General features: G+C 65.3%; 25 protein-coding genes. 9 read left to right on the top strand and 16 right to left on the bottom strand.

Translation table 11 applies throughout. The annotated features are described in order from the left end of the window. Positions 1-5: 5 nt before the first annotated feature. The 5 genes from LQG66_RS37125 (at position 6) to LQG66_RS37105 (ending at position 4,921) form a co-directional block, all read left to right on the top strand. Positions 6-1,007, top strand: a complete 1,002-nt coding sequence (locus LQG66_RS37125) for an aliphatic sulfonate ABC transporter substrate-binding protein (protein WP_425601270.1) — start codon at positions 6-8, stop codon at positions 1,005-1,007. Positions 1,008-1,109: 102 nt separating this feature from the next. Continuing rightward, positions 1,110-1,730, top strand: coding sequence for a nitroreductase family protein (locus LQG66_RS37120; protein WP_231328083.1), 621 nt, complete (start codon positions 1,110-1,112; stop codon positions 1,728-1,730). A gap of 367 nt (positions 1,731-2,097) precedes the next feature. Continuing rightward, positions 2,098-3,393, top strand: a complete 1,296-nt coding sequence (locus LQG66_RS37115; protein WP_231321930.1) for an O-acetylhomoserine aminocarboxypropyltransferase — start codon at positions 2,098-2,100, stop codon at positions 3,391-3,393. Between the two features lie 3 nt (positions 3,394-3,396). Then, positions 3,397-4,179 carry an alpha/beta fold hydrolase gene (locus tag LQG66_RS37110; protein WP_231321928.1) on the top strand — a complete coding sequence of 261 codons (783 nt, stop codon included), beginning with the start codon at positions 3,397-3,399 and terminating at the stop codon, positions 4,177-4,179. 220 nt (positions 4,180-4,399) lie between these two features. Continuing rightward, positions 4,400-4,921, top strand: a complete 522-nt coding sequence (locus LQG66_RS37105) for a hypothetical protein (protein WP_231321926.1) — start codon at positions 4,400-4,402, stop codon at positions 4,919-4,921. A gap of 170 nt (positions 4,922-5,091) precedes the next feature. Here LQG66_RS37105 and LQG66_RS37100 read toward each other — a convergent pair whose 3' ends face one another. The 11 genes from LQG66_RS37100 to LQG66_RS37050 all read right to left on the bottom strand — a co-directional run bounded on the left by LQG66_RS37100 (position 5,092) and on the right by LQG66_RS37050 (position 15,296). Further along, positions 5,092-6,000 carry a flagellin gene (locus LQG66_RS37100; protein ID WP_231321924.1) on the bottom strand — a complete coding sequence of 303 codons (909 nt, stop codon included), beginning with the start codon at positions 5,998-6,000 and terminating at the stop codon, positions 5,092-5,094. Positions 6,001-6,015: 15 nt separating this feature from the next. Then, positions 6,016-7,773, bottom strand: a complete 1,758-nt coding sequence (gene flgK, locus LQG66_RS37095; protein ID WP_231321922.1) for a flagellar hook-associated protein FlgK — start codon at positions 7,771-7,773, stop codon at positions 6,016-6,018. 27 nt (positions 7,774-7,800) lie between these two features. Beyond that, the gene (locus tag LQG66_RS37090) at positions 7,801-8,253 is read right to left on the bottom strand and encodes a flagellar protein FlgN (RefSeq protein ID WP_231321905.1); all 453 of its coding nucleotides are present in this window, start codon (positions 8,251-8,253) and stop codon (positions 7,801-7,803) included. 16 nt (positions 8,254-8,269) lie between these two features. Further along, complete coding sequence (locus LQG66_RS37085; protein WP_231321903.1) at positions 8,270-8,539, bottom strand: hypothetical protein; 270 nt, start codon at positions 8,537-8,539, stop codon at positions 8,270-8,272. Positions 8,540-8,541: 2 nt separating this feature from the next. Further along, positions 8,542-9,780: a flagellar hook protein FlgE gene (gene flgE / locus LQG66_RS37080; RefSeq protein ID WP_231321901.1), complete on the bottom strand. Its 1,239-nt coding sequence runs from the start codon at positions 9,778-9,780 to the stop codon at positions 8,542-8,544. A gap of 22 nt (positions 9,781-9,802) precedes the next feature. Further along, positions 9,803-10,468: a flagellar hook assembly protein FlgD gene (locus LQG66_RS37075; RefSeq protein WP_231321899.1), complete on the bottom strand. Its 666-nt coding sequence runs from the start codon at positions 10,466-10,468 to the stop codon at positions 9,803-9,805. 454 nt (positions 10,469-10,922) lie between these two features. Beyond that, positions 10,923-11,195 (bottom strand): MATH domain-containing protein, encoded by a 273-nt coding sequence (locus LQG66_RS37070; RefSeq protein ID WP_231321898.1) that lies wholly within the window; start codon positions 11,193-11,195, stop codon positions 10,923-10,925. A 234-nt stretch (positions 11,196-11,429) separates the two neighbouring features. Continuing rightward, the gene (locus LQG66_RS37065; protein ID WP_231321896.1) at positions 11,430-11,855 is read right to left on the bottom strand and encodes a flagellar export chaperone FliS; all 426 of its coding nucleotides are present in this window, start codon (positions 11,853-11,855) and stop codon (positions 11,430-11,432) included. Further along, positions 11,855-13,567 carry a flagellar filament capping protein FliD gene (fliD, locus tag LQG66_RS37060; RefSeq protein WP_231321884.1) on the bottom strand — a complete coding sequence of 571 codons (1,713 nt, stop codon included), beginning with the start codon at positions 13,565-13,567 and terminating at the stop codon, positions 11,855-11,857. The genes LQG66_RS37065 and fliD overlap by 1 nt, the downstream gene beginning before the upstream one ends. 61 nt (positions 13,568-13,628) lie before the next feature. Beyond that, complete coding sequence (locus LQG66_RS37055) at positions 13,629-14,453, bottom strand: flagellin (RefSeq protein ID WP_231321882.1); 825 nt, start codon at positions 14,451-14,453, stop codon at positions 13,629-13,631. Positions 14,454-14,591: 138 nt separating this feature from the next. After that, a complete protein-coding gene (locus LQG66_RS37050; RefSeq protein WP_231321880.1) occupies positions 14,592-15,296 on the bottom strand; it encodes an RNA polymerase sigma factor in 705 nt (234 codons plus the stop codon). A 298-nt stretch (positions 15,297-15,594) separates the two neighbouring features. Between LQG66_RS37050 and LQG66_RS37045 the strand changes: the two genes are divergently transcribed. The 3 genes from LQG66_RS37045 (at position 15,595) to LQG66_RS37035 (ending at position 18,322) form a co-directional block, all read left to right on the top strand. Continuing rightward, the gene (locus LQG66_RS37045) at positions 15,595-15,933 is read left to right on the top strand and encodes a hypothetical protein (RefSeq protein WP_231321878.1); all 339 of its coding nucleotides are present in this window, start codon (positions 15,595-15,597) and stop codon (positions 15,931-15,933) included. 302 nt (positions 15,934-16,235) lie between these two features. Beyond that, positions 16,236-17,570, top strand: coding sequence for a hypothetical protein (locus LQG66_RS37040; RefSeq protein WP_231321876.1), 1,335 nt, complete (start codon positions 16,236-16,238; stop codon positions 17,568-17,570). Between the two features lie 26 nt (positions 17,571-17,596). After that, a complete protein-coding gene (locus LQG66_RS37035) occupies positions 17,597-18,322 on the top strand; it encodes a formyltransferase family protein (RefSeq protein ID WP_231321874.1) in 726 nt (241 codons plus the stop codon). 1 nt (position 18,323) lies between these two features. Here LQG66_RS37035 and bluB read toward each other — a convergent pair whose 3' ends face one another. After that, a complete protein-coding gene (bluB, locus tag LQG66_RS37030; protein ID WP_231321870.1) occupies positions 18,324-18,980 on the bottom strand; it encodes a 5,6-dimethylbenzimidazole synthase in 657 nt (218 codons plus the stop codon). Continuing rightward, positions 18,977-20,317, bottom strand: a complete 1,341-nt coding sequence (locus LQG66_RS37025) for a cobyrinic acid a,c-diamide synthase CobB (protein WP_231321867.1) — start codon at positions 20,315-20,317, stop codon at positions 18,977-18,979. The genes bluB and LQG66_RS37025 overlap by 4 nt, the downstream gene beginning before the upstream one ends. A gap of 47 nt (positions 20,318-20,364) precedes the next feature. Here LQG66_RS37025 and LQG66_RS37020 point away from each other — a divergent pair, with 47 nt between their 5' ends. Then, positions 20,365-21,495: a cobalt-precorrin-5B (C(1))-methyltransferase gene (locus tag LQG66_RS37020; protein ID WP_231321865.1), complete on the top strand. Its 1,131-nt coding sequence runs from the start codon at positions 20,365-20,367 to the stop codon at positions 21,493-21,495. On the opposite strand, the gene cobM is transcribed toward LQG66_RS37020, so the two are convergent. Genes cobM through cbiE form a run of 3 tightly spaced genes read right to left on the bottom strand, consistent with a single transcriptional unit; the run spans position 21,465 to position 23,853 of the window. After that, a complete protein-coding gene (gene cobM / locus LQG66_RS37015) occupies positions 21,465-22,226 on the bottom strand; it encodes a precorrin-4 C(11)-methyltransferase (RefSeq protein ID WP_231321863.1) in 762 nt (253 codons plus the stop codon). The two genes, LQG66_RS37020 and cobM, sit on opposite strands and share 31 nt — an antisense overlap. Continuing rightward, positions 22,223-22,621 carry a cobalamin biosynthesis protein gene (locus LQG66_RS37010; RefSeq protein ID WP_231321852.1) on the bottom strand — a complete coding sequence of 133 codons (399 nt, stop codon included), beginning with the start codon at positions 22,619-22,621 and terminating at the stop codon, positions 22,223-22,225. Before LQG66_RS37010 ends, cobM begins: the two co-directional genes overlap by 4 nt. Next, the gene (gene cbiE, locus LQG66_RS37005) at positions 22,618-23,853 is read right to left on the bottom strand and encodes a precorrin-6y C5,15-methyltransferase (decarboxylating) subunit CbiE (protein WP_231321849.1); all 1,236 of its coding nucleotides are present in this window, start codon (positions 23,851-23,853) and stop codon (positions 22,618-22,620) included. The genes LQG66_RS37010 and cbiE overlap by 4 nt, the downstream gene beginning before the upstream one ends. Between the last annotated feature and the right edge of the window lie 11 nt (positions 23,854-23,864).

Below are 23,864 nucleotides of genomic sequence, written 5' to 3'. Positions count from 1 at the left end.
TCCGAATGACATCATCTTTCAGCGGCGTGATGCGTCGCTCACGACCCTTGGATCTCGCCCGTCGCGGCCTCCTGGTGATGGCCATCGCCCTGCTCGGCAGCTTTTCCGTCTCAGGGGCTGAAGCAGCCGAGACCCTGCGCATCGGCTATCAGAAATCCTCCACCCTGATCGCGATCCTCAAGACCAACGGCGACTTGGAAAAGGCGCTGGCGCCGCTCGACATCAAGGTGTCGTGGCACGAATTCTCCAGCGGCCTGCCGCTGCTGGAAGCCATCAACATCGGCAGCATCGATTTCGGCGCCGATGTCGCCGACACCGTGCCGGTGTTCGCGCAGGCCGCCGGCGCCAAGCTCGCTTATGTCGCGGAGGAAACGCCCTCCCCGTCGGCACAGGCGATCCTGGTGGCGACCGCCTCGCCGATCAAGACGCCCGCCGAGCTCAAAGGCAAGAAGATCGCGGTGACCAAGGGCGCCGGCAGCCACTATCTGCTGCTCGCCGCGCTCGCCAAGGCGGGTCTGACCTTCAAGGACATCACGCCGGCCTATCTGCCGCCGGCCGACGGCCGCACCGCTTTCGTCAGCAACAATGTCGACGCCTGGGTTGCGTGGGACCCGTTCCTCTCCAGCACGATCCGCCAGTCGGGCGCACGCGTGCTCGCCGATGGCAGTTACGGGCTCGCCAGCTACAAGCGCTATTATCTCGCCTCCGCCGACTATGCCGCCAAGCATGGCGACGCCCTCAACGTCATCTACGGCAGGCTGGTCGAGACCGGCAAATGGGTGAAAGCCAATCCCACCGCTGCGGCAGGCCTGCTCGCGGCGCTCTGGGGCATCGATGCGGCGACCGTCGAGGAAGCCAACAGCCACCGCTCCTACCAGGTCGGCGCGGTCACGCCGGCCGGCCTGTCGGAGCAGCAGAAGATCGCGGACGCTTTTCTGGCCGAGCGCGTGCTGCCCGCGAAGGTGGACACATCTGCGTTGGCGATCTGGACTCCGAAGGCGCCGTGAGCCACAGCATGCTATGGAACTGTGCTCCGCAGCGAAGCGGACCAAGACCGAGACCAAGGCTACATCAAGGCTCGATGAAGAGCTTGAATGAAGGAGACCACTTTGACTGCCCATCTTCTCCCGCCGACCGACCGCGCCACCGAGCACCCGGCGCATCGCCTCTTCGTCGACCGCTGGTCGCCGCGCGGCTTCGCCGACGAAGCGATTCCGGAAAAAGAGCTTCTGACCTTCATCGAGGCGGCGCGCTGGGCACCCTCCTCCTATAATTCGCAGCCTTGGCGCTTCCTCTATGCGCTGCGCGGGTCAGCTGAGTTCGACACCTTCCTGGGACCGCTGGTCGAGTTCAATCGCGGCTGGGCGCAGCATGCGGCAGCGCTGGTCTATGTGCTGTCGAAGAAGACCTTCATCCCGGCCGGCAAGACCGAGCCGGCGCCCACGCGCACCCATTCCTTCGATGCCGGCGCCGCCTGGGCCAATTTCGCCAACCAGGCCGCAATCTCCGGCTGGGCCACCCACGGCATGAGCGGCTTCGACGTCGCGGCAGCCCAGAAAGTGCTCGGCGTGCCCGATGATTTCGCGGTCGATATCGCGATTGCAGTCGGCCGCAAGGGTGATGGCGACAAGCTGCCGGCGATGCTGAAGGAGCGCGAGAAGCCGAGCCCGCGGCTCGCGGTCGGCGAGATCGCTTCGGCCGGCCTATTCCCGCAGCGCTTCGGCGGTTGATCCCCTCGGGGGGCGGCGTCACGCCGCCCCCTCAGAGGACGAGAACGACGAGGAACGGGAGGATCTTGTGTCCGCGGCCATCCTTCGAGACGCCCGCCAAGGGGCGGGCTCCTCAGGATGAGGGCTGAATGTGCGGAGAGATGAGGACATATGTGCGCCGAGCTCTGCTGCGGCGAGCTCTCCCCCTCATGGTGAGGAGCGCCGCGCAGCCGAGCTGGCCGACGCAAAGCGAGACTGGTGTGGACGCGGCGCGTCTCGAACCATGAGGCCACCGCAACGCAAACCGAGGCCTGCGCCACGCCTGACGTCTGATGAAATCTATGGCAGAAAGCAGAACCAGCAGTCTGACGAGAGAGCGTAGCCCCGCATGCCGCCGCCGAAACCGCCTGCCTTCGAAACCCTGAGCCTGCATGCGGGCCAGCATCCGGATTCCGCAACCGGCGCCCGCGCGGTGCCGATCTATCAGACCACGTCCTATGTGTTCGAAGACACCGAGCACGCCGCCGCACTGTTCAATCTCGAACGCGCCGGTCACATCTATACCCGCATCTCCAACCCGACCACATCAGTGCTCGAAGAGCGGCTCGCCGCGCTTGAAGGCGGCGTCGGCGCGGTCTGCACCGCGAGCGGCCAGGCCGCGCTGCACCTGGCGATCGCCACCTTGCTCAATGCCGGCGACCACATCGTCGCCTCGTCGTCGCTCTATGGCGGCACCATCAACCTGCTCGCGCACACCTTGCCGCGCTTCGGCATCACCACGAGCTTCGTCAAGCCGCGCGACCATGACGGCTTCCGCGCCGCGATCAAGCCGAACACGCGGCTGCTGATCGGCGAGACCCTGGGCAATCCCGGCCTCGAGGTGCTGGACATTCCGAAAGTGTCCGCGATCGCGCATGAGGCCGGCGTGCCGCTGCTGATCGACAACACCTTCGCGACGCCCTATCTCAGCCAGCCGATCGCGTTGGGCGCCGACATCGTGATGCATTCGGCCACGAAGTGGCTCGGCGGCCATGGCATCGCGATCGGCGGCGCCATCATCGATGGCGGCGGGTTCGACTGGCGCGCCTCCGGCAAGTTCCCGCAGCTCACCGAGCCCTATGCCGGCTATCACGGCATCGTCTTCGACGAGCAGTTCGGTACCGCAGCCTTCATCATGCGCGCGCGCACCGAGGGCCTGCGCGATTTCGGCGCCTGCCTGTCGCCGACCAACGCCTTCCATTTGCTGCAGGGCGTCGAGACGCTGCATTTGCGCATGGAGCGGCACGTCGCGAACACGCGCGCGGTGCTGGAGGCTCTCACCGCCAACAAGGCGGTCGACTGGGTGCTGCATCCCTCGCTGGAGAGCCATCCGGACCACGCGCTCGCCAAGGAGCTGCTGCCGCGCGGCGCCGGCTCGATCATCTCGTTCGGCATCAAGGGCGGCCGGCCTGCGGGCCGCAAGTTCATCGAGAGCCTGAAGCTGATCAGCCATCTCGCCAATGTCGGCGACGCCAAGACGCTCGTCATTCATCCCGCCTCGACCACGCATCAGCAGATGGACGCAGCCCAGCTCGCTGCGGCGGGGATCGGCGAGGAGCTGATCCGGCTCTCGGTCGGCATCGAGGCCGCCTCCGACATCATCGACGATCTCGGACAGGCGCTGCGCGCCTCGCAGAAGGTGTGAGCCATGCAGCTGTCCATTGCCGATCGCACGGTGTTCGTCGCCACCGGGGGCCGCGACTTCGATCCGACCTTGCCCGCAGTGGTGCTCCTGCATGGCGCGGGCTTCGACCATTCGGTCTGGGCCTTGCACAGCCGCTGGTTCGCCCATCATGGCTTTGCGGTGCTGGCGCCCGACCTGCCCGGTCATGGCCGCTCTGCCGGACCGGCGCTGCCGACCATTTCCGCGATGGCCGACTGGACCATTGCGCTCTTGAATGCCGTGAACGCGAAGCCCGCGCATCTGATTGGCCATTCGATGGGCTCGCTGATCGCGCTCGACGCCGCTGCGGGGCATCCCGATCGCGTCTCTGCACTCAGCCTGATCGGCACCGCAGCGACAATGACGGTCGGGCCCGATCTCCTGAAGGCCGCCGAAGCCAATGACCACGCCGCGATCGACATGGTGTCGATCTGGGGCCTTGGTGTCGCCGCCGAGCTCGGCGGCAGCCGAGCCCCGGGCCTGTGGATGCATGGCGGCGCCCAGGCGACGCTGGAGCGCTGCGCGCCGGGCGTGCTGTTCAACGATCTCGCCGCCTGCAACAATTATCAGGACGCGCTGGCCTCGGCATCCCGGATCAAGGTGCCGACCCGTCTCATTCTCGGCGAGAAGGACATGATGACGCCGGTCAAGGCCGGCAAGGCGCTCGCGGCTGCGATTCCCGCGGCGCGGACCGTCGTGCTGCCGGGCGCGGGTCACACGATGATGGCGGAATGTCCCGATGCGCTGCTCGACGCGCTGATCGATTAATGGAGTGGCGAGGTTGCGGTTCCGCTTGTGGATCGCGGTGAGGCGCATCGAGCCCCGCCCGTGACAACGACAGGGCCGGTGCCCGCACCGGCCATCCCGTGACACGACGTGGGCGCGACAATCGGTCCTTGGAACCTTTGCAACAAAGCCGCGAACCTTTGCAACAAAGCCGCTCCCGGCCCGTTGACCAAGTCTCTTATCCGAACTGGAGACCATCGTCATGGGACATTTCAAAGCTGCCGCCACGCTCGCAATTGCGGGCGTGATGTCGTTGTCATCCCTGCAATTGGCGAGCGCGGCGCCGCTGACTGCCCTGTCGGCTTCGGCCAAACCCGCGGTTGACGATCAGCACACGGTCCAGGTCCGCTATGGTGGTTGGCACGGCGGTTGGGGCGGCGGCGCCGCGATCGGCGCCGGTCTCCTGGCCGGCGCGGTGATCGGATCGGCGATTGCGGCCCCTGGCTACTACGGCGGCTATGGAGCCTATCCCGCTTACGGCTACGGCTATGCCGACTCGCCGTATTACGGTTACGGCGGCGGCTACTATCCCGTTGCAGCCTACCGCCCCTATTATGGCGGCTATGGCTACGGATATGCGCCGCGCCGCGTCTATCGTAGCTATGGTTATTACCACCCGCGCCCGTGGCGGCACAGCTATGGCTACTATCGCGGGGGATACAGCCACGGCTGGTATGGCGGGCATCGCTACGGCCACGGCATTGTGAGGGCCCGCCACTGGTAGCAACCAGGGCTCGTCTCCGGACCGCGCCACTCAACGAAAAGCGAGGCGCAAGCGGCAGATCTTCTTGCGCCCACGCAGCTCCCGCACCAAATCCACGGGCAGGATAATGCTCGCCGTATTCTCGCGTGGGCTGTCCGCTTTCAGCGTTTTCCTTTTGGAGAGCGCCGAAGCTACCGCAGGTAGCTCGCCAGATTGACGCTCTGGATCTTCGAAATGGCCGAATAGGAGGCCGTCAGCTGGGCTTGGTAGGTCGACAGTTGCGCAGTGACTGCCGCGACATCGACGCTGGTGAGATCTGTCGCAAGACTCTCGGCGTAGCTCTTGAAGTCGGTCTGCTGCGACTTGGCGCTCTCGATCCGCGAGGCGGCATCCGACAGCTTGGCCTGCACGGTGGCGACATCGTCGACCGCCTGGTCCGCAACCTTGAGGGCCGCGGTGATATCCGTGCCCGACAGACTCGAACCGTTCGCCACGAATTTCAGGACGCGCATGACCTCCTCGAACGCGGCATTGTCGGCGGTCACCCCATAGGTGACGGACTGCCCGTCGGAGACACGGACCGAGCCAAGCTCGCCGTCCCCCTGATAATAACTCGTGTCAGTCGCCGTCAGCGATCCGGTTCCGGACGCGAAGGTCGACGTGTCGACGGCCGCCGTCGAGGTCCGCGCCCCGCCGAACAGATACTGCCCGTCATACTGGGTATTCAGAACGCCCGCCATCTGCTGCAGCAATTGCTGCGCGGAGCTGATCGCGGACGTGGTTCCCGTGCTGCTGCCGGAGCTCGCGGCGCTCAAGGCCGTGCGCAGCTGGCTGACGATGTCCGACACCTGGCCCACCGCGGAGTACATGACCTGCACCTTGCTGTCGGCAAGGGTCGCGGCATCGATATAGGACTGCGCCCGAGTGACCGTCACCTGCAGATTGACGACGTGCTGGGTATCGGCGCCGTACTCGGCGAGATATTCCGATTTCAGTCCCGACGCCTCCTGGACCTGCAGATTGGCCATCGTCGCCTGCGTGCGCAGCGCGCTGGAAATCATCTGGTCCGAATTCGAGAAGGTCGCAATCCGCATGGTCATGTCAAACGCTCCGGACTAGGTCGACTGCACCGCGGTGAGCAGCGAGGAGAACATGCTGTTGACCGTCGAGATCAGCTGCGAGGCGGCCGCATATTTGTTCTGCAACGCGCTCAGCCGCGCCGTCTCCTCGTCGATGTTCACGCCGGACTGCGACGACAGCGAGCTGGCGTAGGTGGACTGCGCCGTGGATTTCGTAGTGTAGACGCTCGAGGCCTGCGATGCCCTGCTGGCCACGTTGGCGACGATGGCCGCGGCATAGTCGGCGAAGGAGCCGGTCGTTGCGCTCAGGCCGCCCGCGGACGAGAAGCTGGTCGACCCGGTCAGCGCATCATAAAGCTGATTGATGACCGTTGCCGAACCTGCCGTCAGCACTTGGCTACCGGTCGTCAATGTCGCGGAGCTATCGAGCGTGCCGGTCGGCAGACCCGATGCCCCACTAAGAATGCTGCTGCTGACAGCGAAATTGGAGGCGCCGGTCCCGGTGACTAGATCGTTCATGCCGAAATAGTCGGAAAAACCGGCCCCGCTGATCGCGCTCGTCATGTCGTTGATCGCGACACCGTTCGACGACGACGTTGCGCTGATCGACAGATGGCCATTGGAATCGATCGACGCCGACACGCCGGAGATGCCGTTGAGCGCCGTGACGAGATCGCCGACGGTGGCATAGGACGAGAGATCGAGGTCCTGGTAAGAGACGAGATTGCCGCTTTGGTCAGCCACCGCGATCCGGACCGTTCCCGAAGCCGACAGCGCCGTGGTGCTGCTGACGCTCGCCGTTCCGGTGAGGCTGGTCGGCGGCGGCACTGCCGACGCCCCATTCGTGATCCCATTGAGCGCCGATTTCAGCTGCGAGGCCAACTGATCGAGCTGCGTCTGCACTGCCGGGAGGGTCTGGTCGCGCAAATTGATCAGTGCACCGACCTTGCCCGACGTGATCTGGGACGTCACGTCCACGCCGTCGACCGTGATGCCGCTGAAACCGCCGGACGCATAGCTCGACGCCGCCGACACATTGGCGGAGGCCGTATAGCTCAGCGTGTGAGCCGAGCTGTCGACGAGCGCCCTGCCCGACGAGGTGTAGACCTGAAGGTCCCCGTTCGACGCCGTGTAATAGCTGACGTTCATATAGGACGACAGGTCCTGCAGCGCCGTGTTGCGCTCGTCCTCCAGATCGGCGGTCGACTGGCCGGTCGCAGACATCTTGCGGATCTCGACATTCAGATCGGAGATCTGCTTCAGATCGTCGTTGATGCTCTGGACGGAGGATGCGATATTCTTGTCGGCGTTCGCGCGCAGCGTCTGCACACCGCTCGACGTGCTGCGCAGCTGGCTTGCGAAATCGTCGAGTGCGCTGACGGCGGCCGATTGCAGCGAGACGCTGCTGGGCGAGCTCGCCAGCGACGACAAGGCGGACTCCAGCGATGCCAGCGAGTTTGCCAGCGACGTCCCGGTCGTCGATGTGCCGGAGGTCGAGGCGCTGCCGAACAACTGTTGCAGCTGTGTCAGATAGCTGTTCGCAGTGTCGGCCGCACCGAGCTCGGAATTGGCTCCGATCAGGGATTTGAGCAGCAGCTTGTCGACGTTGCTCGAAATGCCGGTGATGGAAACGCCGGTTCCGATTCCCCCGGTCACGTTCGTGACCTGGTTGGCCGTCTTCTGGGTATATCCCTTCGTGTCGGCGTTCGAGATGTTCGACGACGCCACGCTGATCTGCAATTCCGTGGCGGAGATGCCGCTGAAGGCGACCAGCCGTGCTATATCGAGCGACATCGCCCTACTCCCGCTGCTGGTTGGCCATCACGCCCTGACATTCGTTCCGCAGGAGGTCGCACGCGCGGTGCGCCGCCCGCTCGCGCCATAGGGCGAGGCATTCGCGATCTGCTCGCGGATCGCCTGCATGACGGCTTCGATCCGGCGATTGCTCGCCTCGATCGCGGCGCGCAGGCGCAGGAGATTCTCATCCATCGCGCCGCGCAGGTCGAGGATGTGCTCCATCAGCTGCTCGCGCAGCATCCGGTCTCGCACGTCGAGGCTCGCCGTCCGTTTGGCGCACTCGGCAACCCGCTGCTCGAACAGTCCGGCCAGCCGGTTCTTGTCGTCGAGCTGCTTCGAGCGCGAGGCCGGCAGGCCCTTGGCGAGCTCCGCATTCTCCTCCGACACCACCGCGATCAACTCGTCGATCAGCGTGATCAAGGCCCGCACCTCGTCCTCGCTTGCGGCCCGTTTATCCGCCTGGATTGCGTGTTTCATCTCGTCGCTCCCAATCTCAATTTTCACGCTGCGGCCGGCGGCTCGTCTGTGCGACCCGCGCATAGGTGTTCAACGCCGTCACGCGGACCGCGGCGACCCTGAACTCCTCCTCGAGCTGCGCGCATTCGCGCAGAAGCTTTCGTCGGACCGTCTCGATGTCGTCCATCAGCGCCAAGAGCTGCGCGCGGTCGTCCTTGCCGGCAGCGGCGGCGCGCAGCCGCAACCGCCTCATCTTCTTCAGCAACGCCTCGCCTTCGCCGGGCCGCTCTCTCTTCGGTTCGGCCATGATCATCGCATCGACGAGATCAGGGTGTCGTACATCTTGTTCACCGCCGAGATCACCTGCGATGCCGCCGAGTAGGCCTGCTGAGCCGAGATCATGTTGCTGAACTGGCCCGTCGTATCCGTCGTGCTCGACTCCAGTTCGCTGCCATAGACGGTTCCCGCGCCGTTCTCGCCGGACGCCTGCAGGGTCGCATTGCCGGATGTCGCCGTCGACGTGTACATGCCGTTGGAGTGCGCCACGAGACCGTCGGGATCCGCGAAGGTCGCGACCGCGATCTTGTAGATCGGCACCGTCTGGCCGTTGGAATAGGTCGCATCGACGAGGCCGTTCTTGCCGACCGAGATGCTGCTCAGGGTCCCGAAGGAAATGCCGTCGGAATTGGCGCTGAAATTCGAGACACTCGGCGTCGTGCTGCCGGACGACAGCTGAGTCAGACCGTCGGTGCCGCCGCCGGTGGTGCCGAAGCCGAGCGTGATCGAGCTGGCGGCCGCGCCGTTGTTCCAGGTGATTCCGAGATTGGTGGACGAAACGGTATTGAGCGAGCCGTCGGAATTGAAATCGATCGTATAGCTGCCGCTGGTCACCGTACCGTCCGACGCCGTGGCCGGCGCGAACTGCGCGGTCCATTCGTTCGCCGTCGTTGCCTTGGTCCAGGTCACGTTGAGCGTGTGCGATTGACCGAGCGAATCGTACACCGTCATCGAGCTGCTGAACGTGTCTCCGCTGGCCGCATCAGCCGGCAGGTTCGCGGCTAGCGAGGTCTTGGTGGTCGCACCTCCATTCGTCAGAGCCACCTTGGTGTTGATCGGCTCGAGGCCGTTGCCGACCACGTTGCCGCTCGCGTCGGTGCGCCAGCCTTCGATATAATAGCCGCTGTTCTCGAGGTATCCGGCATTATCCGTCGTGAACGCACCGTTACGCGTATAGAACGTTTCCCCGCCGGCCGACGTCGCGTTGGTCGCAACGAAGAATCCAGACCCTTGAATCGCCACATCGGTCGCATTGGTCGTCGCCGCCAGCAGGCCCTGCTGGGTGATGTTGGCGCGGCCGGAGACCGACACGCCGCCGGAGGAATAGGCCTTCGAGCTGCTCGATGCCGTCACCAGCTGCTCGAACAGACCGGAGGTGGTCTTGTAGCCGGTCGTGTCGGCGTTCGAGATATTGTCGCTGATCATGGCGAGCGACGAACTCTGCGCGTTGAGCGCCGAGATCGCCGATGACAAGGCTCCAGTAAGACTCATGTTGATACTCCGGATGATGTCGTCAGGAAGTGACGCCGATGATGTTGCTGGCGCTGACCGGAACACCGCCGACAGTGAGCGTCGGCGTGCTGGTAGAGGTATCGATTCCGGTCACCGTTCCGGTGATCGTCGTGTAGTTGAGAACGGAGTTGCCGGCCGTGTCCGTCGCGGTCACGGAGATGGTGTACTGCCCGCCATCGCTGAGCTGATTGCCGCTCGAATCCGCACCGTTCCAGGTGATGGTGTTGGCCCCCTTGTTGCCGGTGCCCGTGCCTGTCCAGACCGTGTTCCCCGAGGAATCCTTGATCGCGACCGAGACGTTCGATGCAGCAGACGAGAGCGAATAGCCGAAGGTGGCCGAACCATTCGACAGGACGGCCGTATCCGTCTTCGCCTCAACGGTATGGCCGATGTAGTTGACCGAGTTCAGCGTCACGAGGCTGGAGAACGAGCCCGCGAGCGAGCTCATGCTGCTGTTGGTCGACTGCTGCTCAGTAAAGTTGGCGTAGGACGTCATCTGGTTGATGAAATCGGTCACGCTCGTCGCGTTGAGCGGATCCTGATTCTGCAGCTCGCTCACCAGAAGCTTGAGAAAATCGGTGGAGCTGAGGCTCGTGCGCGACGAGGCCGAGGATGATGAGGTCGAAGAGGTGGTCGCGGTCGACGAACTCGTCGCGGAAACGGTCATGGCAGGACTCCGGCTCCCCGCAACCAGCGGCGGGACACAGCACGCATCCGATCGTCGCGGAGGCGTTTGCAGATCAAACGGCCGGAGCGCCGAATCCAGGCGGACAATCGGTCGATGGAATTAGTTGATCTGACGGCAGAATTTGCCGCCGAGGCGTTAGGCAGGGGCGGCAAAAATCGCCCAGTGCGTCGCTCCCGCATTCATCGATCGCGCGGCGTTGGAGCCTGCTCGATCGAGCGCAGCAGGAAGCGGATGGAATGGGGAAAGTCGATGTCTGCGCGATCCGCCGACTGGACGTCACAGCGCATCATGGGACGCCCGCGGCATGCGTCGCCCGTTCGCGGGCCTCCGACGGCAGCTGTCTGCGCGGCGATGTAGCAGGAGCCGAGATCGACGAGGAAACACGGCGAGACCCAAGACCGGTCTCACGTCAGACGACAGGCGGAGCGCCGTCTCAGCCGGGCTGGTGGGCGTCCGCGGACACCGTTGTGGGCTCGTCCGTCGTCAAACGCTTGGCTGCGGCGGCGATCCGGTCGGCCAGGCCGGCGGGCGCACGGACCGGAGGCGAAGACAATGCCTCACGGACGAGACGGGCTTCCGAAACCAGGCGATTGGCATCTGGGGAGCAGGCAAGCAGTTCGATCGCGGCCTGACGTTGCTCGGCCGGCCAACGGGAGATGTCCTCCCCCAGGCGGTCGATCAGATCCTCGAATTCCCTGACGTCCATCGTCCGCCCAATCCAGCGTTCCGCGGATCGTCATAAAGCATTCTGCTGACGAACGAAATTGGATATCGAGCGATTGGGACGATCGACCACAAGGATGCGCCCGAAATTCCGTAGTTTCCGGGACTCGTATGCAACCAAGGTGGCGCAGGATACCGCGACGACGCGACAATGCAGCCTGTTTCCAGGCGATTTCCCAAGGTTTCCGCATCGCGGCAAGGCGTGATTCGCCGCGGCCTATCGCCGGTTGATCGAATCGCCCGGCGCTCGCGCGAGACGTGCGCCAGCGTCAACCGCTTCCCAGGCCTCCCGCAACTCCAGCAGACTGGCGGTGATCCGCTGGAAATTCTCGCGCATGTGGGGCCGGCCGTAGGCGCGCAGGGCGGCAACGATCAGCGCATTGTAGGTCTCGAACAGGCGGTCGGCCACCGCCCCGCCCCGCATGGAGTCGAGGTGAAGGCTCAATCCGCGCAGGATCGCCGTTGCCCGGGTCAGATGGGCATGCCCCTCCTCGAAGCGGCGCGCCTCCTGCGCTTGCAGGGATTTCTGCAGGTAGCTCATCGCGCCGTTGAGCAGCATGATGACCGCTCGCAGCGGTGGAACCGCCACGGCCGCACCGCGGTAGGCCTGACTTGCAAATTGCGCCATCGAACTCTGGGTCATCAGTTACTCGAACTCGAATTGAGGAGGGCTTTCAGATAGGTCAGCGTGTTGTTCGCGCTCTCGATCGCGGCCTGATACTTGGCGTATTGCGCCGTGAGCTGGGTCTGGAACGTCGCGGCCGCGCTCTTGATGTCGTTGACCTTGGCCGTCATCGTATCGTCCTGGGACGTCAGATTGTCGATCAGCGTCTGGAACGAGCCCGTGCTGGACGAGGCGGTCTTCGCGAGCTGGTAAATCTGGGTCGCGAGACCCTGGGTCGAGGTCACCGTGATCGATTGCGAGGTCGAGCCGGTGTAGGTGAAAGCCATGCCGGCATAGATCGTCCCGGATTTTCCGACGATCGTGTTGTCGCTGACGGTGAACAGCGAGCTGTCGCCGCCGACCGATGCGGCCGTGAGATTGCCGGACGAATCCACTGTCAGGTCCAGCGTGAAGGATTGCGGCGACGAGCCCGTATTGACGACGCTGAGCTGGCTCGATGATGTCGTCGTCTGCGCCGACAGCAGCGTGGTCACGCCGCTCAGATTCGTGCTGAGGATCGTCGACAAGGTGCCTGTATCGAGCTCAAGCTCGTTCTTCTCGTTGAACGACAGCCCGAGATCCGCCATCGTCAGCCCGCCGACGGAGGTTGCAAGCACCGCCTGGAGCGAATTCATGATGTCACGCATGGTGCCGTCGCCGAACAGCACCGAGCTGGATGAGGCCGTCCCGTCGGAATTGGTGGTCTGCTGGGCGAGTACGGCATCGCGAAATGCGTTGTAGTTGGTGACGAAGGTCTGCAGCGCCGAGGAGATCTGGCTGGTGTCGGTGCCGATGCTGATGTTCAGCGTCGTACCGGACGGCGTCGCCTGCAAGAGATCGAAAGTGACACCGCTGAGAACGTCGGTGATGTCATTGGTGGTGCGGGTCAGGCTGATCCCGTCGAGCGTGAACTGCGCCGCCTGCGCGGTCTGAAGGACCGTAGCGAAGGCACCCGAGCTGTCGGTCACCCCGAGCTTGTTGAGGATGTCGTCGCCTGACGAACTGGAATAGGTGATGTCGGCTGCATCCTGCGTACCCGTCAACACCAATTGATAGGACCCGCTCGACACCTGGACGATCGAGGCCTCGACATTCGTGGTCGAGGTCTGGGCGTTGATCGTGTCGACGACGTCCTGCATGGACATACCGCTGGTAATCGTAATGTCGGCCGTGCTGCCGCCGGACAGGCCGAGTGAGAATGTGCCGGAATAGCCGAGCGCCGTGGTCTGGCTCGACTGCGCCGTGCCCGACACCTTGTGTGCGGTGGCGATCTGGCTGATCGTCAGCGTGTGGCTTCCGGTCGCCGCGCCGTTGCTGACCGACATCGACAGGGCCGACGAGGCGCTGACGTCGCCGGTCGCGCTGATCGTGGCGGCGCGGGTCGCGAAGGCATTGGTCGCCAGCGAGTTCACCATCGATGTCGCCAGCGACGACAATCCCGACGACAGCGTCTTCAGCGCCGTCTGCAGCGTCTGATAGGCCGTGATCTTGGCTTCGTTCGCCGTCACCTTGGTGGATATCTGGGTCGCCTGGGTGAGCTTGGCGTTCACCGCCGACTGGATCAATGCGGTCCAGTCGACCGTGCTCGTGGTGCTCGTTCCGGACGTCGTAAGCGAGTTCGACGAACTCGACGACGACGAGGAAGACGATGTCGTGCTGCTCGTGCTCGAGGTCGCGCTGCTCACAGTCATTCGTCGACGTCCTCCGGAGAAAAGGCCGGACCGGCATGACGCCGGACCGGCAGATCACGTCTCAGCCGAGCAGCTTCAGCAGGTACTGCGGGAGCTGGTTCGCGGCGGCTTCCGCCGACACGGCGGCCTGGGTCTTCACCTGGGCCGACGACAGTTTCGCCTGCTCCGACGCGATATCCACGTCCTTGATCGCCGAATTGGCGGACTGCAGGTTCTGGGTCTGCGTCGAGATCGAGTCGGCCGAGAAGTTGAAGCGCGATTCCTGCGCACCGATGTCGGCGCGGGCCTTCGACACCGTGTCGATCGCGGTGTCCAGCGCGGTCAGCGCCGCGGTCGCACCGGTCTGGGTGCTGACGTCGAGCGAGGAGACGCCGAGCGTGCTCGCAGTGAGGTCGGACAGCGTGATGCTGATGGTGTCCGAGGCGGAGGAGCCCACCAGGACCGAGACGCCCGAAGAGAAGGTGCTGGTGCCGTCGAGCAGGCTCTGGCCGCTGTAGCGCGTTCCCGTCGCGATCGACGTGATTTCGCTGGTCAGCTGCGAGAATTCCGACTGGATGTAGGTGCGGCTGGTTCCGACCGTGGTGCCCGATGCCGACTCGGAGGCCAGCGATTTCATGCGGGCCAGGATGTCGCTGATGTTGGAGGCGCCGCCATCGGCGGTCTGCAGGATCGAGGTGGCCTGCGCGGCGTTGGTCGCGGCCTGCTGGAGCGTGGTGATGTCGGAGGAGATGCGGGTCGAGATCGCGAGACCGGCGGCGTCGTCCGAGGCTGACGTGATGCGCGAGCCGCTCGACAGCTTGGAGAGCGAGCTCGTTTCCTGGTTGGAGTTGATGTTCAGATAACGGACGGCGGAGTTGGCGGCGATGTTGGTGGAGATTGCGGGCACGGTGAAGACTCCTGGGTGATCGGCAAGACGCGCCGGATCGTGGAAGGACTGACGGTGCGGATCAGCCCCGTCTGCCCGATCAAACGGCGGCGCCTGCCAGGATCAGGCGCGAATTCTCGTACGACGCGAAATTTATGGTTAGCAATCGGTAAAGGCGCCGCGGATATCGCGCTCGTGCCGCCGCAGCATTTCGCGCAGCTGCTGGCGCCCGCGCTTCAGAAGCGACTCCACCGCGGCAACCGTCGTCTCCATCACCTCGGCGATTTCGCCGTTGCTCATGTTCTCGTGATAGGACAGGATCACTGCAACGCGCTGCTGCTCCGGCAGCCGCTGCATCGCGGCTTCCAGGATGTCGTTCATCTCGGCCCGCTCGATCACACTCACTGCATCCGGCTTGCCGTCCGCGACCTCGGGGACCACGTCGACATTCTCGGTGCGCGGCTTGCGGTGGATGTCGATGCAGCGGTTGCTGACCACACGATAGAGCCAGGTCGAGAATTTGGCCCGCCCGTGCTGCCAGCGCCCGCGATGAGTCCAGATCTTCAACATCGTGTCCTGCACGACGTCCTCGGCGTCGGCGGCATTCCCGACGATGCGCAACGCAATCGCGTAGGCGCGGTCGATGTGCCGCTCAACCAGAAGACGAAAAGCGATCTCGTCTCCGGCAGACAGACGGTCGAGCAGTTCCTTGTCCTCATCGAAGACGACGGGCTCGGAGGGCGGCCCGCAATCCGGAACGGTGGCGGCCGACTCGCTCCACGGCACGGCATCAACATCCGGCGCCGCCGGCTCCTTCGAAGACACGCCATCGGCCGGGGCCCAGACGTCCAGCGCGTAGCTCATTTCCGAATCTCCAACCCGCATTGCCGAAAGCGCACGTCGCAGACGGCTTCCGATCGTTGAACGCTGTGACCGGAATAAGCAGGCGGAGTATTTTCGTTATTTTTCAAATGCTTACGTGGAATGTTTTGCCTAGAGCCAGGCAAATTCTGCCGCACGCAGCCGACGCGCCGGGCAATTACGAAGGAAGAGAAGCCGATAGGCGGCATGGCAGGGTTTCATTCCGGGAAGACGAATTCAGCGGAAAACACAGCTCAACGCTTACTAACACTGCCCATCGGGCGCACCGCAAACACGAGAGATGACGCGATTGCGCGAGGTTCGGAACTCCGGCGGAGCGGACATCGAGCTCGGCAATTTTTTCCGAATCATCGAGACGAACGTATCGCATTTTTCGACTCTGTCAGTTGCCGCGGATGCGATTTTTGAATCGCTTGCCGATTTTTTTCAAATTCGTGCGCCTGATCTCGCGAACTCGTACGTTGTAGTTCGTAGGAGCGATGAAAACGAAGCGATTGACGCGGCGGCGTCAAGCGCCGTTGATGTGCGCGCTGTTGTTGAGCCGCCTCCAGCGCATCATCGAATGTTGCTGGATATTTCGTTCGACATCACCTGCGCTCCGACGCTGTTGCGCAACTGATAGCTGGATCGACACCGAAAACCTGAGCTTCGCGTCCATTTGCGTGTCCCGATCGGACACTTCGTTGTCGATCATGACTTTCAGATCAGGACGCATGACGCGTTGCTGCACAGGTTGACGCGGAGTTAGTCGCGGTGCTGCGAATTCCGGCGACACGTCGAGCAATATTGCGAAACGAACTTCACGCGATCCGTGCCGAGATCTCCGGCCACACCCGTGTCAACGCAAAGCGCCGACGATCCGCGCGATCGACGCGCCTGATTGGCTGTCGTGGTCCGTTCTACTGTGCAGGAGGACCCGGCATGATGCGGCAACACCCACACGGCATCGATCAAGATCCAGCGCAGGCCTTGAGCGCTTGCGGCGTCAGGCTTGGCAAGCAACAGGAGCGCCGCCTGCAGTGGCTGGCGCGCAGGTTCGGTCCGCTCACCTTGTGGGACGGCGACGCGGTCTCGCGCGAGGGGCGCACCCTCGTCATCATAGACCCGCCGACGGGCGCTGGTGCCGAGCTGTTGTACGGCGCGCTGACGGCGCATGACGCAATCGCCATCCCGTTCGGCGAAGATCCGGCGTTCGACTTCCTGAAGTCGAAGCTGACCGAATTCGGGACCGTCGGCGCTTCGTCGGAAGGGCCGCACGAATTGTGGTGGGGCGGTCTTGACTGGCGCCTGCCGAGCGATGATCGGCGAACGGATGCATTGCGGATCGTGTCCTGCCATCCTAGGACGGTCGGCGACCTTCACGTCTATCATCTCAGGCGTTCGCTCGAGCGGCTCGGTCTCCCGTTCGAGATCGAGCCGGTGGACACACGTCAGCGCAACTCTCTGAGCGCAGCCGAGAAGGCCGATTTCATCATGCGCCAATGGCAGCGGCACACTGCGCCGCTGCTGTTCGTCGAGGCCGACGTCATGCTGCAATCCGTTCCGAAGCTGCCGGTGCTCACCGGCTGCGATTTCGCGGTCCACAAGTGGAACGGCTGGGAGATGTCGGCGCGCACGCTCTATTTCGGCCGGTCGGAGGCTGCCGAGACCATGCTCAGGACCTGGCAGGAGATTGCCGCGTCCTGCCCGGATGTCTGGGACGGCTATCTCCTCGATCAGGCCTGGAGCCTGGCATCGTCGCAGATGCCGCTCGACACGGTCTGGCTGCCCCGCTCCTATCATGCCGTCGCAGGCGAAGCGGGGGCCGGAACCGCAGCGATCGTCCACAACCTGAAGCCTGCGAGCACCGATCTCGGTCCTGATCCTGACTTCGCCACCATGGTCCGATCACCCCGGCGCGCCGGTCGCGTCGGCGCTTCCGACTCGCTGCTCGTCGTTCGCTCCGAAGCAAAGTCCGACAGGGCCGTCACGGTGATCCTGCGCGATATCGAAGGCTCCAGCCCGCGCCTCACCGCTGCAAGCATCCAGGCGCTGACCGATGCCTTCGCTGTCGATTGCGGCGGCTTCTCTCGTCTCGAGCTCTCGCTATGCCCATGGCAGCAGGACGTGCGGATCGCCCGCGAGGCGGCGTTCCTGGCCGACAACAAGGTGATCGAGGTTACGCCCTGGCAGGAGCTGCCGCCCGATCTCTTCCGAGCGATCGCCGCCTCCGAGGCTGCGCGACAGCCCGACACCATTACGACCTACCGCCGCTGACGCCAACATCGGGACAAGAGCCGCTCATGTTCGACACCATCATTCTTCTGACCGGCAGCCGCGATCAGCAGCTCGCCCTGACCGAACTCCTCAAGGCGCACAATCCCGCGCTGTCGTTCCGCTGCGCGGTCAGCTTGCAGGACCTCCAGGCCATCGAGCCCGACGTGCTCGGCAGATCTCGCCTGCTCGCCTTCACGACGGGCGTCGTCGTGCCCGCTGACATTCTCGGCGCGCTCGGTCACGGCGCCTACAACTTCCACCCGGCGTCACCGGACTATCCGGGCTGGGCGCCCGCACATTTCGCGATGTACGACGACGCGACGAGCTTTGGTGCGACCGCCCATGTCATGGAGCCCCGCGTCGACTGCGGCGCCATCGTCGGGGTCGAAACATTCGATATCCCCGCAGGGGTCGATGTCCGCGGCCTCGAGCAGATGACGTTCGTGCGTCTTGCCTATCTGTTCTGGCGGATGTCGCGCGATCTTGCCTGCAACGCCGGCCCGCTGCCGGCGATCCCGATCCGTTGGAGCGGGATCAGGAGCACCAGGCGCATGTATGCGCAGATGTGCGACATGCCGGCCGACATCCATCCCGCCGAGATGACGCGCCGCATCCGCGCCTTTCACGACGACTTCCGCGGCATTCCGCTCACCGTGACCTTGCACGGCCTGCGCTTTCAGCTGGCCGGCGCGGCGCGACCGGCTGCGGAGCCGGTCATGGTGGATGCGCCCGCGCTGGCGATGGCATCGTGACCTAACGCTTCAGCGGCTTGATCACAGTGTGGTCGAGCCGCGTCTCCCAGCCGTGACGTTCGAGCTCGGGATCGTCATGTTCCTCTTCCGGCCAGCCGACGCAGAGATAGGCGACGAGCGTCCAGTCGTTCGGCAGCTCGAGCTGTCGAACGACCGCCGCCGGATCCAGGATCGATACCCAGCCGACTCCGAGCCCTTCGGCGCGCGCCGCGAGCCAGAACGTCTGGATCGCCGCCACCACCGAGTAGCGCAACGTTTCCGGCATCGTGGCGCGGCCGAGCCGATGACCGGTCTCTGCTCCCTCATCGGCACAGACGGCGAGATGCACCGGCGCCTGTGTCAGGCCTTCGAGCTTGAGCCCGACATAGAGCGCGCGGCGCTCGCCATCATAGCCGCCGAGCGCGGCCTGGTTGGCGCGCTTGAAATTGTCGATGATCGCGGCGCGCCCCTCGGCGCTCTCGACCAGCACGAAACGCCACGGCTGGCAGAAGCCAACCGATGGCGCATGCGCCGCGAGCGTCAGCAGTTGCTCAATCAGCTCCTCCGGGACCGGATCGGTGCGGAAACGGCGCACGTCGCGACGCCAGCGCACCAGCTCGGCAAGGAGCGCCTTGAAGGACGCATCGAAATGCGGCGGCTCTCGCGTGACGTCGCTCATGTGCCCTCGCCGCTCAAGACATGCAGGAACGATCCCGTCACCGATCCCCGCCGGGCGCCGCGCTCGGCGATCGCGCCGCCCGAGGCATCGCGGCAATCGATCAAGGGATCGTCCGCCTCGCTCAGGATGGTCGCGTAGTGAAACTCGTGACCGTGAACGACCGCTCCCTTCTGCCCGAGGCTGCAGTCCGCCAGCAGGGTAGCGCGGCGATAGCCCAGATGCAGGCGGCGTCTGGCGAACGAGGTCTCAAGCGACAACAATCCGGCCATCGCATGCCGCACGCCGTCAGCATCTTCGAGCCCGGTGCCCAGCATCATGTAGCCGCCGCACTCGCCATGGATGGCCGCGCCGCTCGTGGCCATGGCTCGCAGACCCGCGAGGAACGCGCGCGCCGAGGCCAATCGCCCCGCATGCAATTCCGGATAGCCGCCCGGCAGCCACACCGCATCGGCTGCACGGTCGGGAGCTTCGTCATTCATCGGCGAGAACGGAACGATCTCCGCGCCCTGTGCGTGCCAATACCGCAGAAGATGCGGATAGCTGAACGAGAATGCAGCATCGGAGGCCAGCGCGATGCGCTGCCCCGGCGGTCGGATACCGAAATCCGACGTTCGATCGGTCTGCCGGACGAAGCGCAGCGGCTGCGCCAGCGCAACCACGGCATCGAGATCGACTGATTTCGAGACGCAGTCCGCGAGGTGATCGAGATGCGCCTCGATCGTCGTGAGTTCCTGGGCCTGAACGAGGCCGAGATGCCGCTCCGGCAACGTCAATTGCGCGTCGCGCCCCAGCGCGCCCAGGACCCTGATGCCGACGGTCGCAAACGCCGGCTCGATCAGCGCCCGATGCCGCGCGCTCGCGACGCGATTGAGGATCACGCCGGCGACCTCGACGTCGTCGCGAAAACGTGCGCAGCCGAGCGCAACGGCCGCGGCCGTCTCGGTCTGCCCGCTCACATCGAGCACGAGCACCACCGGCCAGCCGAGCAGCGCGGCGAGATCCGCGGCCGAGCCCTTGCCGGCGCGGCCCGGCTGCGGCGCCCCGTCGAACAGGCCCATGACGCCCTCGACGACGGCGACATCAGCGTCGGCCGCGACGTCGCAGACGAGCCCCAGGAGCTGCCGTTCCGACATCGCCCAACTGTCGAGATTGTAGCTCGTCTGTTGCGCAGCCGCCGTATGAAAGGCCAGATCGATGTAGTCGGGCCCGCACTTGAACGGCTGCACGCGTTTGCCGCGCCGGGCAAGCGCCCTCAGCACCCCGAGCGTCACGGTGGTCTTGCCGGCGCCCGAACGCGGCGCAGCGACGATGATCCCGTTTGGCGCCGCCGCGGTCATGGCCGGGACACCGCCGGATCATGACAAAATGTGCTATGCGATCGGCCATGATGGAAACCGCGGCGCCGCCGAACCGACCGCTGAAGCGTGGCTGGACCACCGGCAGCTGCGCCACGGCGGCCGCGCGCGCGGCCTATGAGCTGCTGATCACCGGCAGCTGTCCGGCCATGGTCGAGATCGCCCTGCCCGGCGGACGCCGCGTCAGCTTTGCGGTCGCGATGCATGACGCCAGCGGCGCCAGCGCGACGGCCGGTATCGTCAAGGATGCCGGCGACGACCCGGACGTGACGCATGGCGCGGTGATCAGGGCAACGGTGCAACGGGCCGACGACGGCTCCGGCATCGCGTTCCGCGCCGGGCCGGGCGTCGGCACCGTGACGAAGCCGGGATTGCCGCTGCCGCCGGGAGAGCCCGCGATCAATCCGGTGCCGCGCGCGATGATCACAGCCGCCATCGACGAAGCGGCGACGCTGCTGGGTGCGACGCGCGACATCATCGTCGAGATCTCCATTCCCGGCGGCGAGGAGCTGGCGAAGAAGACGCTGAACCCGCGGCTCGGCATCGTCGGCGGCCTGTCGATCCTCGGTACCACCGGAATCGTCGTCCCCTTCAGCTGCGCAGCCTGGATCCATTCGATCTATCGCGGCGTCGATGTCGCGCGCGCCGCGGGCCTGCCGCATATCGCGGGCGCCACCGGCAGCATGTCGGAAAAGGCCGTGCAGCAACTCCACGGCCTGCCGGAGACCGCGCTGATCGACATGGGCGACTTCGCGGGCGGCATGCTGAAATATCTGCGCCGACATCCGCTGCCGCGCGTGACCGTGGCTGGCGGCTTCGCCAAGATGACCAAGCTCGGTCAGGGCCTGCTCGACCTGCATTCGCGCGCCGGCGAGGTCGATCTCGATTGGCTCGCGAACACGCTGCGCGACGCGGGCGCTCCGGATGAGTTGGTCACGACCGCGCGCAACGCCAACACCGCGCTGCAGGTGCTGCAGGACGCGCAACGCGCCGGATTTTCCGCCGGCGATATCGTCGCGCAGGCCGCCTGGCACACGGCGCACCGCGCGCTCGGCAACGACGCGATCGCCCTCGACGTCGCCGTGTTCGACCGCGACGGACGGCTGGTCGGACAAAGCCGTGGGCCAGATCACTCGCCCCTCCCGCGAAAGCGCCGCTGATAGTCGGCATCATACAGCGCGCTGTCGCGAAAATCCTCAGCCGCGAGCGCGCGGCCAACCAGGATCAGCGCGGTCCGTTCCATTGCGGTGGTCGCGACCTGATCGACGATCGTCGCCAGCGTGCCGGTCAGGATGCGCTGATCCGGCCAGCTGGCACGATAGACGATCGCCACCGGACAATCGTCGCCATAATGCGGACGGAGCTCATCGACCACCTTGTCCAGCACATGGATAGAGAGGTGAATGGCGAGCGTGGCGCGCGATTGCGCGAACAGTGACAGCTGCTCCGTTTCGGGCATCGCCGAGGCGCGGCCGGAGGTGCGCGTCAGCACCACCGACTGGGCGAGCCCCGGCAAGGTCAGCTCGCGCCCGAGCGCCGCTGATGCTGCGGCAAAGGACGGCACCCCGGGCGTCACCGTGTAGGGAATCTTCAGCGCATCGAGCCGGCGCAACTGCTCGCCCAGCGCGCTCCAGATCGAAAGATCGCCGGAATGCAGCCGGGCCACGTCCTCGCCGGCGGCCGTGGCGCGCGTGATCTCGGCCATGATCTCGTCGAGCGACAACGGCGCGGTATCGACGATGCGCGCGCCGGGCGGACAATGATCGAGCAGCGCTCTTGGAACGAGCGACCCGGCATAGAGGCAGACGGGGCAACGTGCGATCAGGTCGCGGCCGCGCACCGTGATGAGGTCCGGGGCGCCGGGGCCGGCGCCGATGAAATGCACCGTCATCGGCCGTCCTCCGCAGCGCCCTCGCCTTCGGCCAACGCGCACGTCGCAGATCCGTTGGCCATGCGCGGCAGGATCAGCCGCGCATTCCGTCCGGCGGCGGCGAGCGCCGCGGTCTCGGCGATCGACGGCACACCCTTGAGGCGTTGCACGCGATCACTCCGGGTGACCGCGAGATCGACGACCGCCGCGAGGTCCTCAACTGCAAGACCAATCAGCGGACGGCCAAGCCGCTTCGCAGCTTCGATCATGCCGGGCTCGCTGACCTTATCTGCCGCTGTCGCGACCACGGCAACATCGCCTGCCACGACGCGCGCAGCGGTCAGCGCTTGCGCGATGACCGCTGCGATCTCCTCTCCGCTCGCATTGCGGCGGCAGCCGATCCCGAGCGCGATCATGGCTTCGTCACCCGCCATTGCGTGACCGGCATCGCCGGCTTCCAGCCATGCATGCTGCCGACCGGCTTGACCTGCGAGATGGCAATACGAACCAGCTCGCCGCCATGCTGGCCGAACAGATCGATCAGCCGCGCCTCGCCTTCGAGCGACACCACGTTGGCGACGAGGCGACCGCCGGGTTTCAACCGCGACCACACCGCCTCGAACACGCCCTGTTCCGAGATGCCGCCGCCAATGAACACGGCATCGGGAGCTTCGAGATCGGCCAGTGCCATCGGCGCGGCGCCGACGACGATCCTGAGATCCGGCGCGCCCAGCGCAAGCGCGTTCCGCAGAGCCCGGTCGGCCCGGTCCTGCCGCGCCTCGATTCCAATTGCGCCAAGCGAACCGTGACGCAGCAGCCATTCGATCGCGACCGAGCCGGCACCAAGGCCGACGTCCCACAACAGCTCGCCCGGCTTCGGCGCCAAGGCCGAGAGCGTAACGGCGCGGACGTCGTGCTTGGTGAGCTGGCCGTCATGCTCGAACAGATCATCGGCAAGGCCCGATGTCAGCGGGATCACCGGCGCATCGGGCTCGGCGTCGACCTCGACCGCAATCGTCGTGAGCGGATGGATGTCCGACAGATCGAACGCATCGGCCGTCGCGCTGCGCACCCGCTCGTGCGGGCCGCCGATGGCCTCCAGCACCGTCAGGCGCGAGCGTCCCATGCGGCGCGATGTCAGCAACGCGGCGAGCTTCGCCGCCGTCGAACCGTCCCAGGCCAGCGCAAGAATGCGTGCGCCCGGCGCGAGATGGCGGATGATCCCTTCCAGCGCACGGCCATGGAGCGTGACCTGGGCCACGTCCGCAAGCGGCCAGCCCAGCCGCGCCGCTGCGAGGCTGAAGGCCGACGGCTGCGGCACGCACAGCATCTCCGCAGGCTCGAAGCGCTGCATGAGCTGCTTGCCGACGCCGTAGTTGAAGGGGTCGCCGCTTGCGAGCACGACGACGGGCTGCCCGCGGCGCGCAGCGATCTGCTCGAACGCCTGATGCAGCGGACTGGGCCACGCCAGCCGCTCGCCCTCGATCAACGCGGCTGCGAGCTCGAGATGACGTGCACCACCCACCACCAGCGCGGCCCGCGCGACGAGCTCGCGCGCCAGCATCGACAAGCCGCCGACGCCGTCCTCGCCGATGCCGACGATGGACAGCCAGCGCTGAGCGTTGCAAGTTGCGCCCGACCCCATCATGGACCATGCCC

Source organism: Bradyrhizobium ontarionense, from assembly GCF_021088345.1.
Taxonomy (GTDB): domain Bacteria; phylum Pseudomonadota; class Alphaproteobacteria; order Rhizobiales; family Xanthobacteraceae; genus Bradyrhizobium; species Bradyrhizobium ontarionense.
Note: the sequence above shows the minus strand (reverse complement) of the source record. Positions and strands in the feature narration are given on the sequence as shown.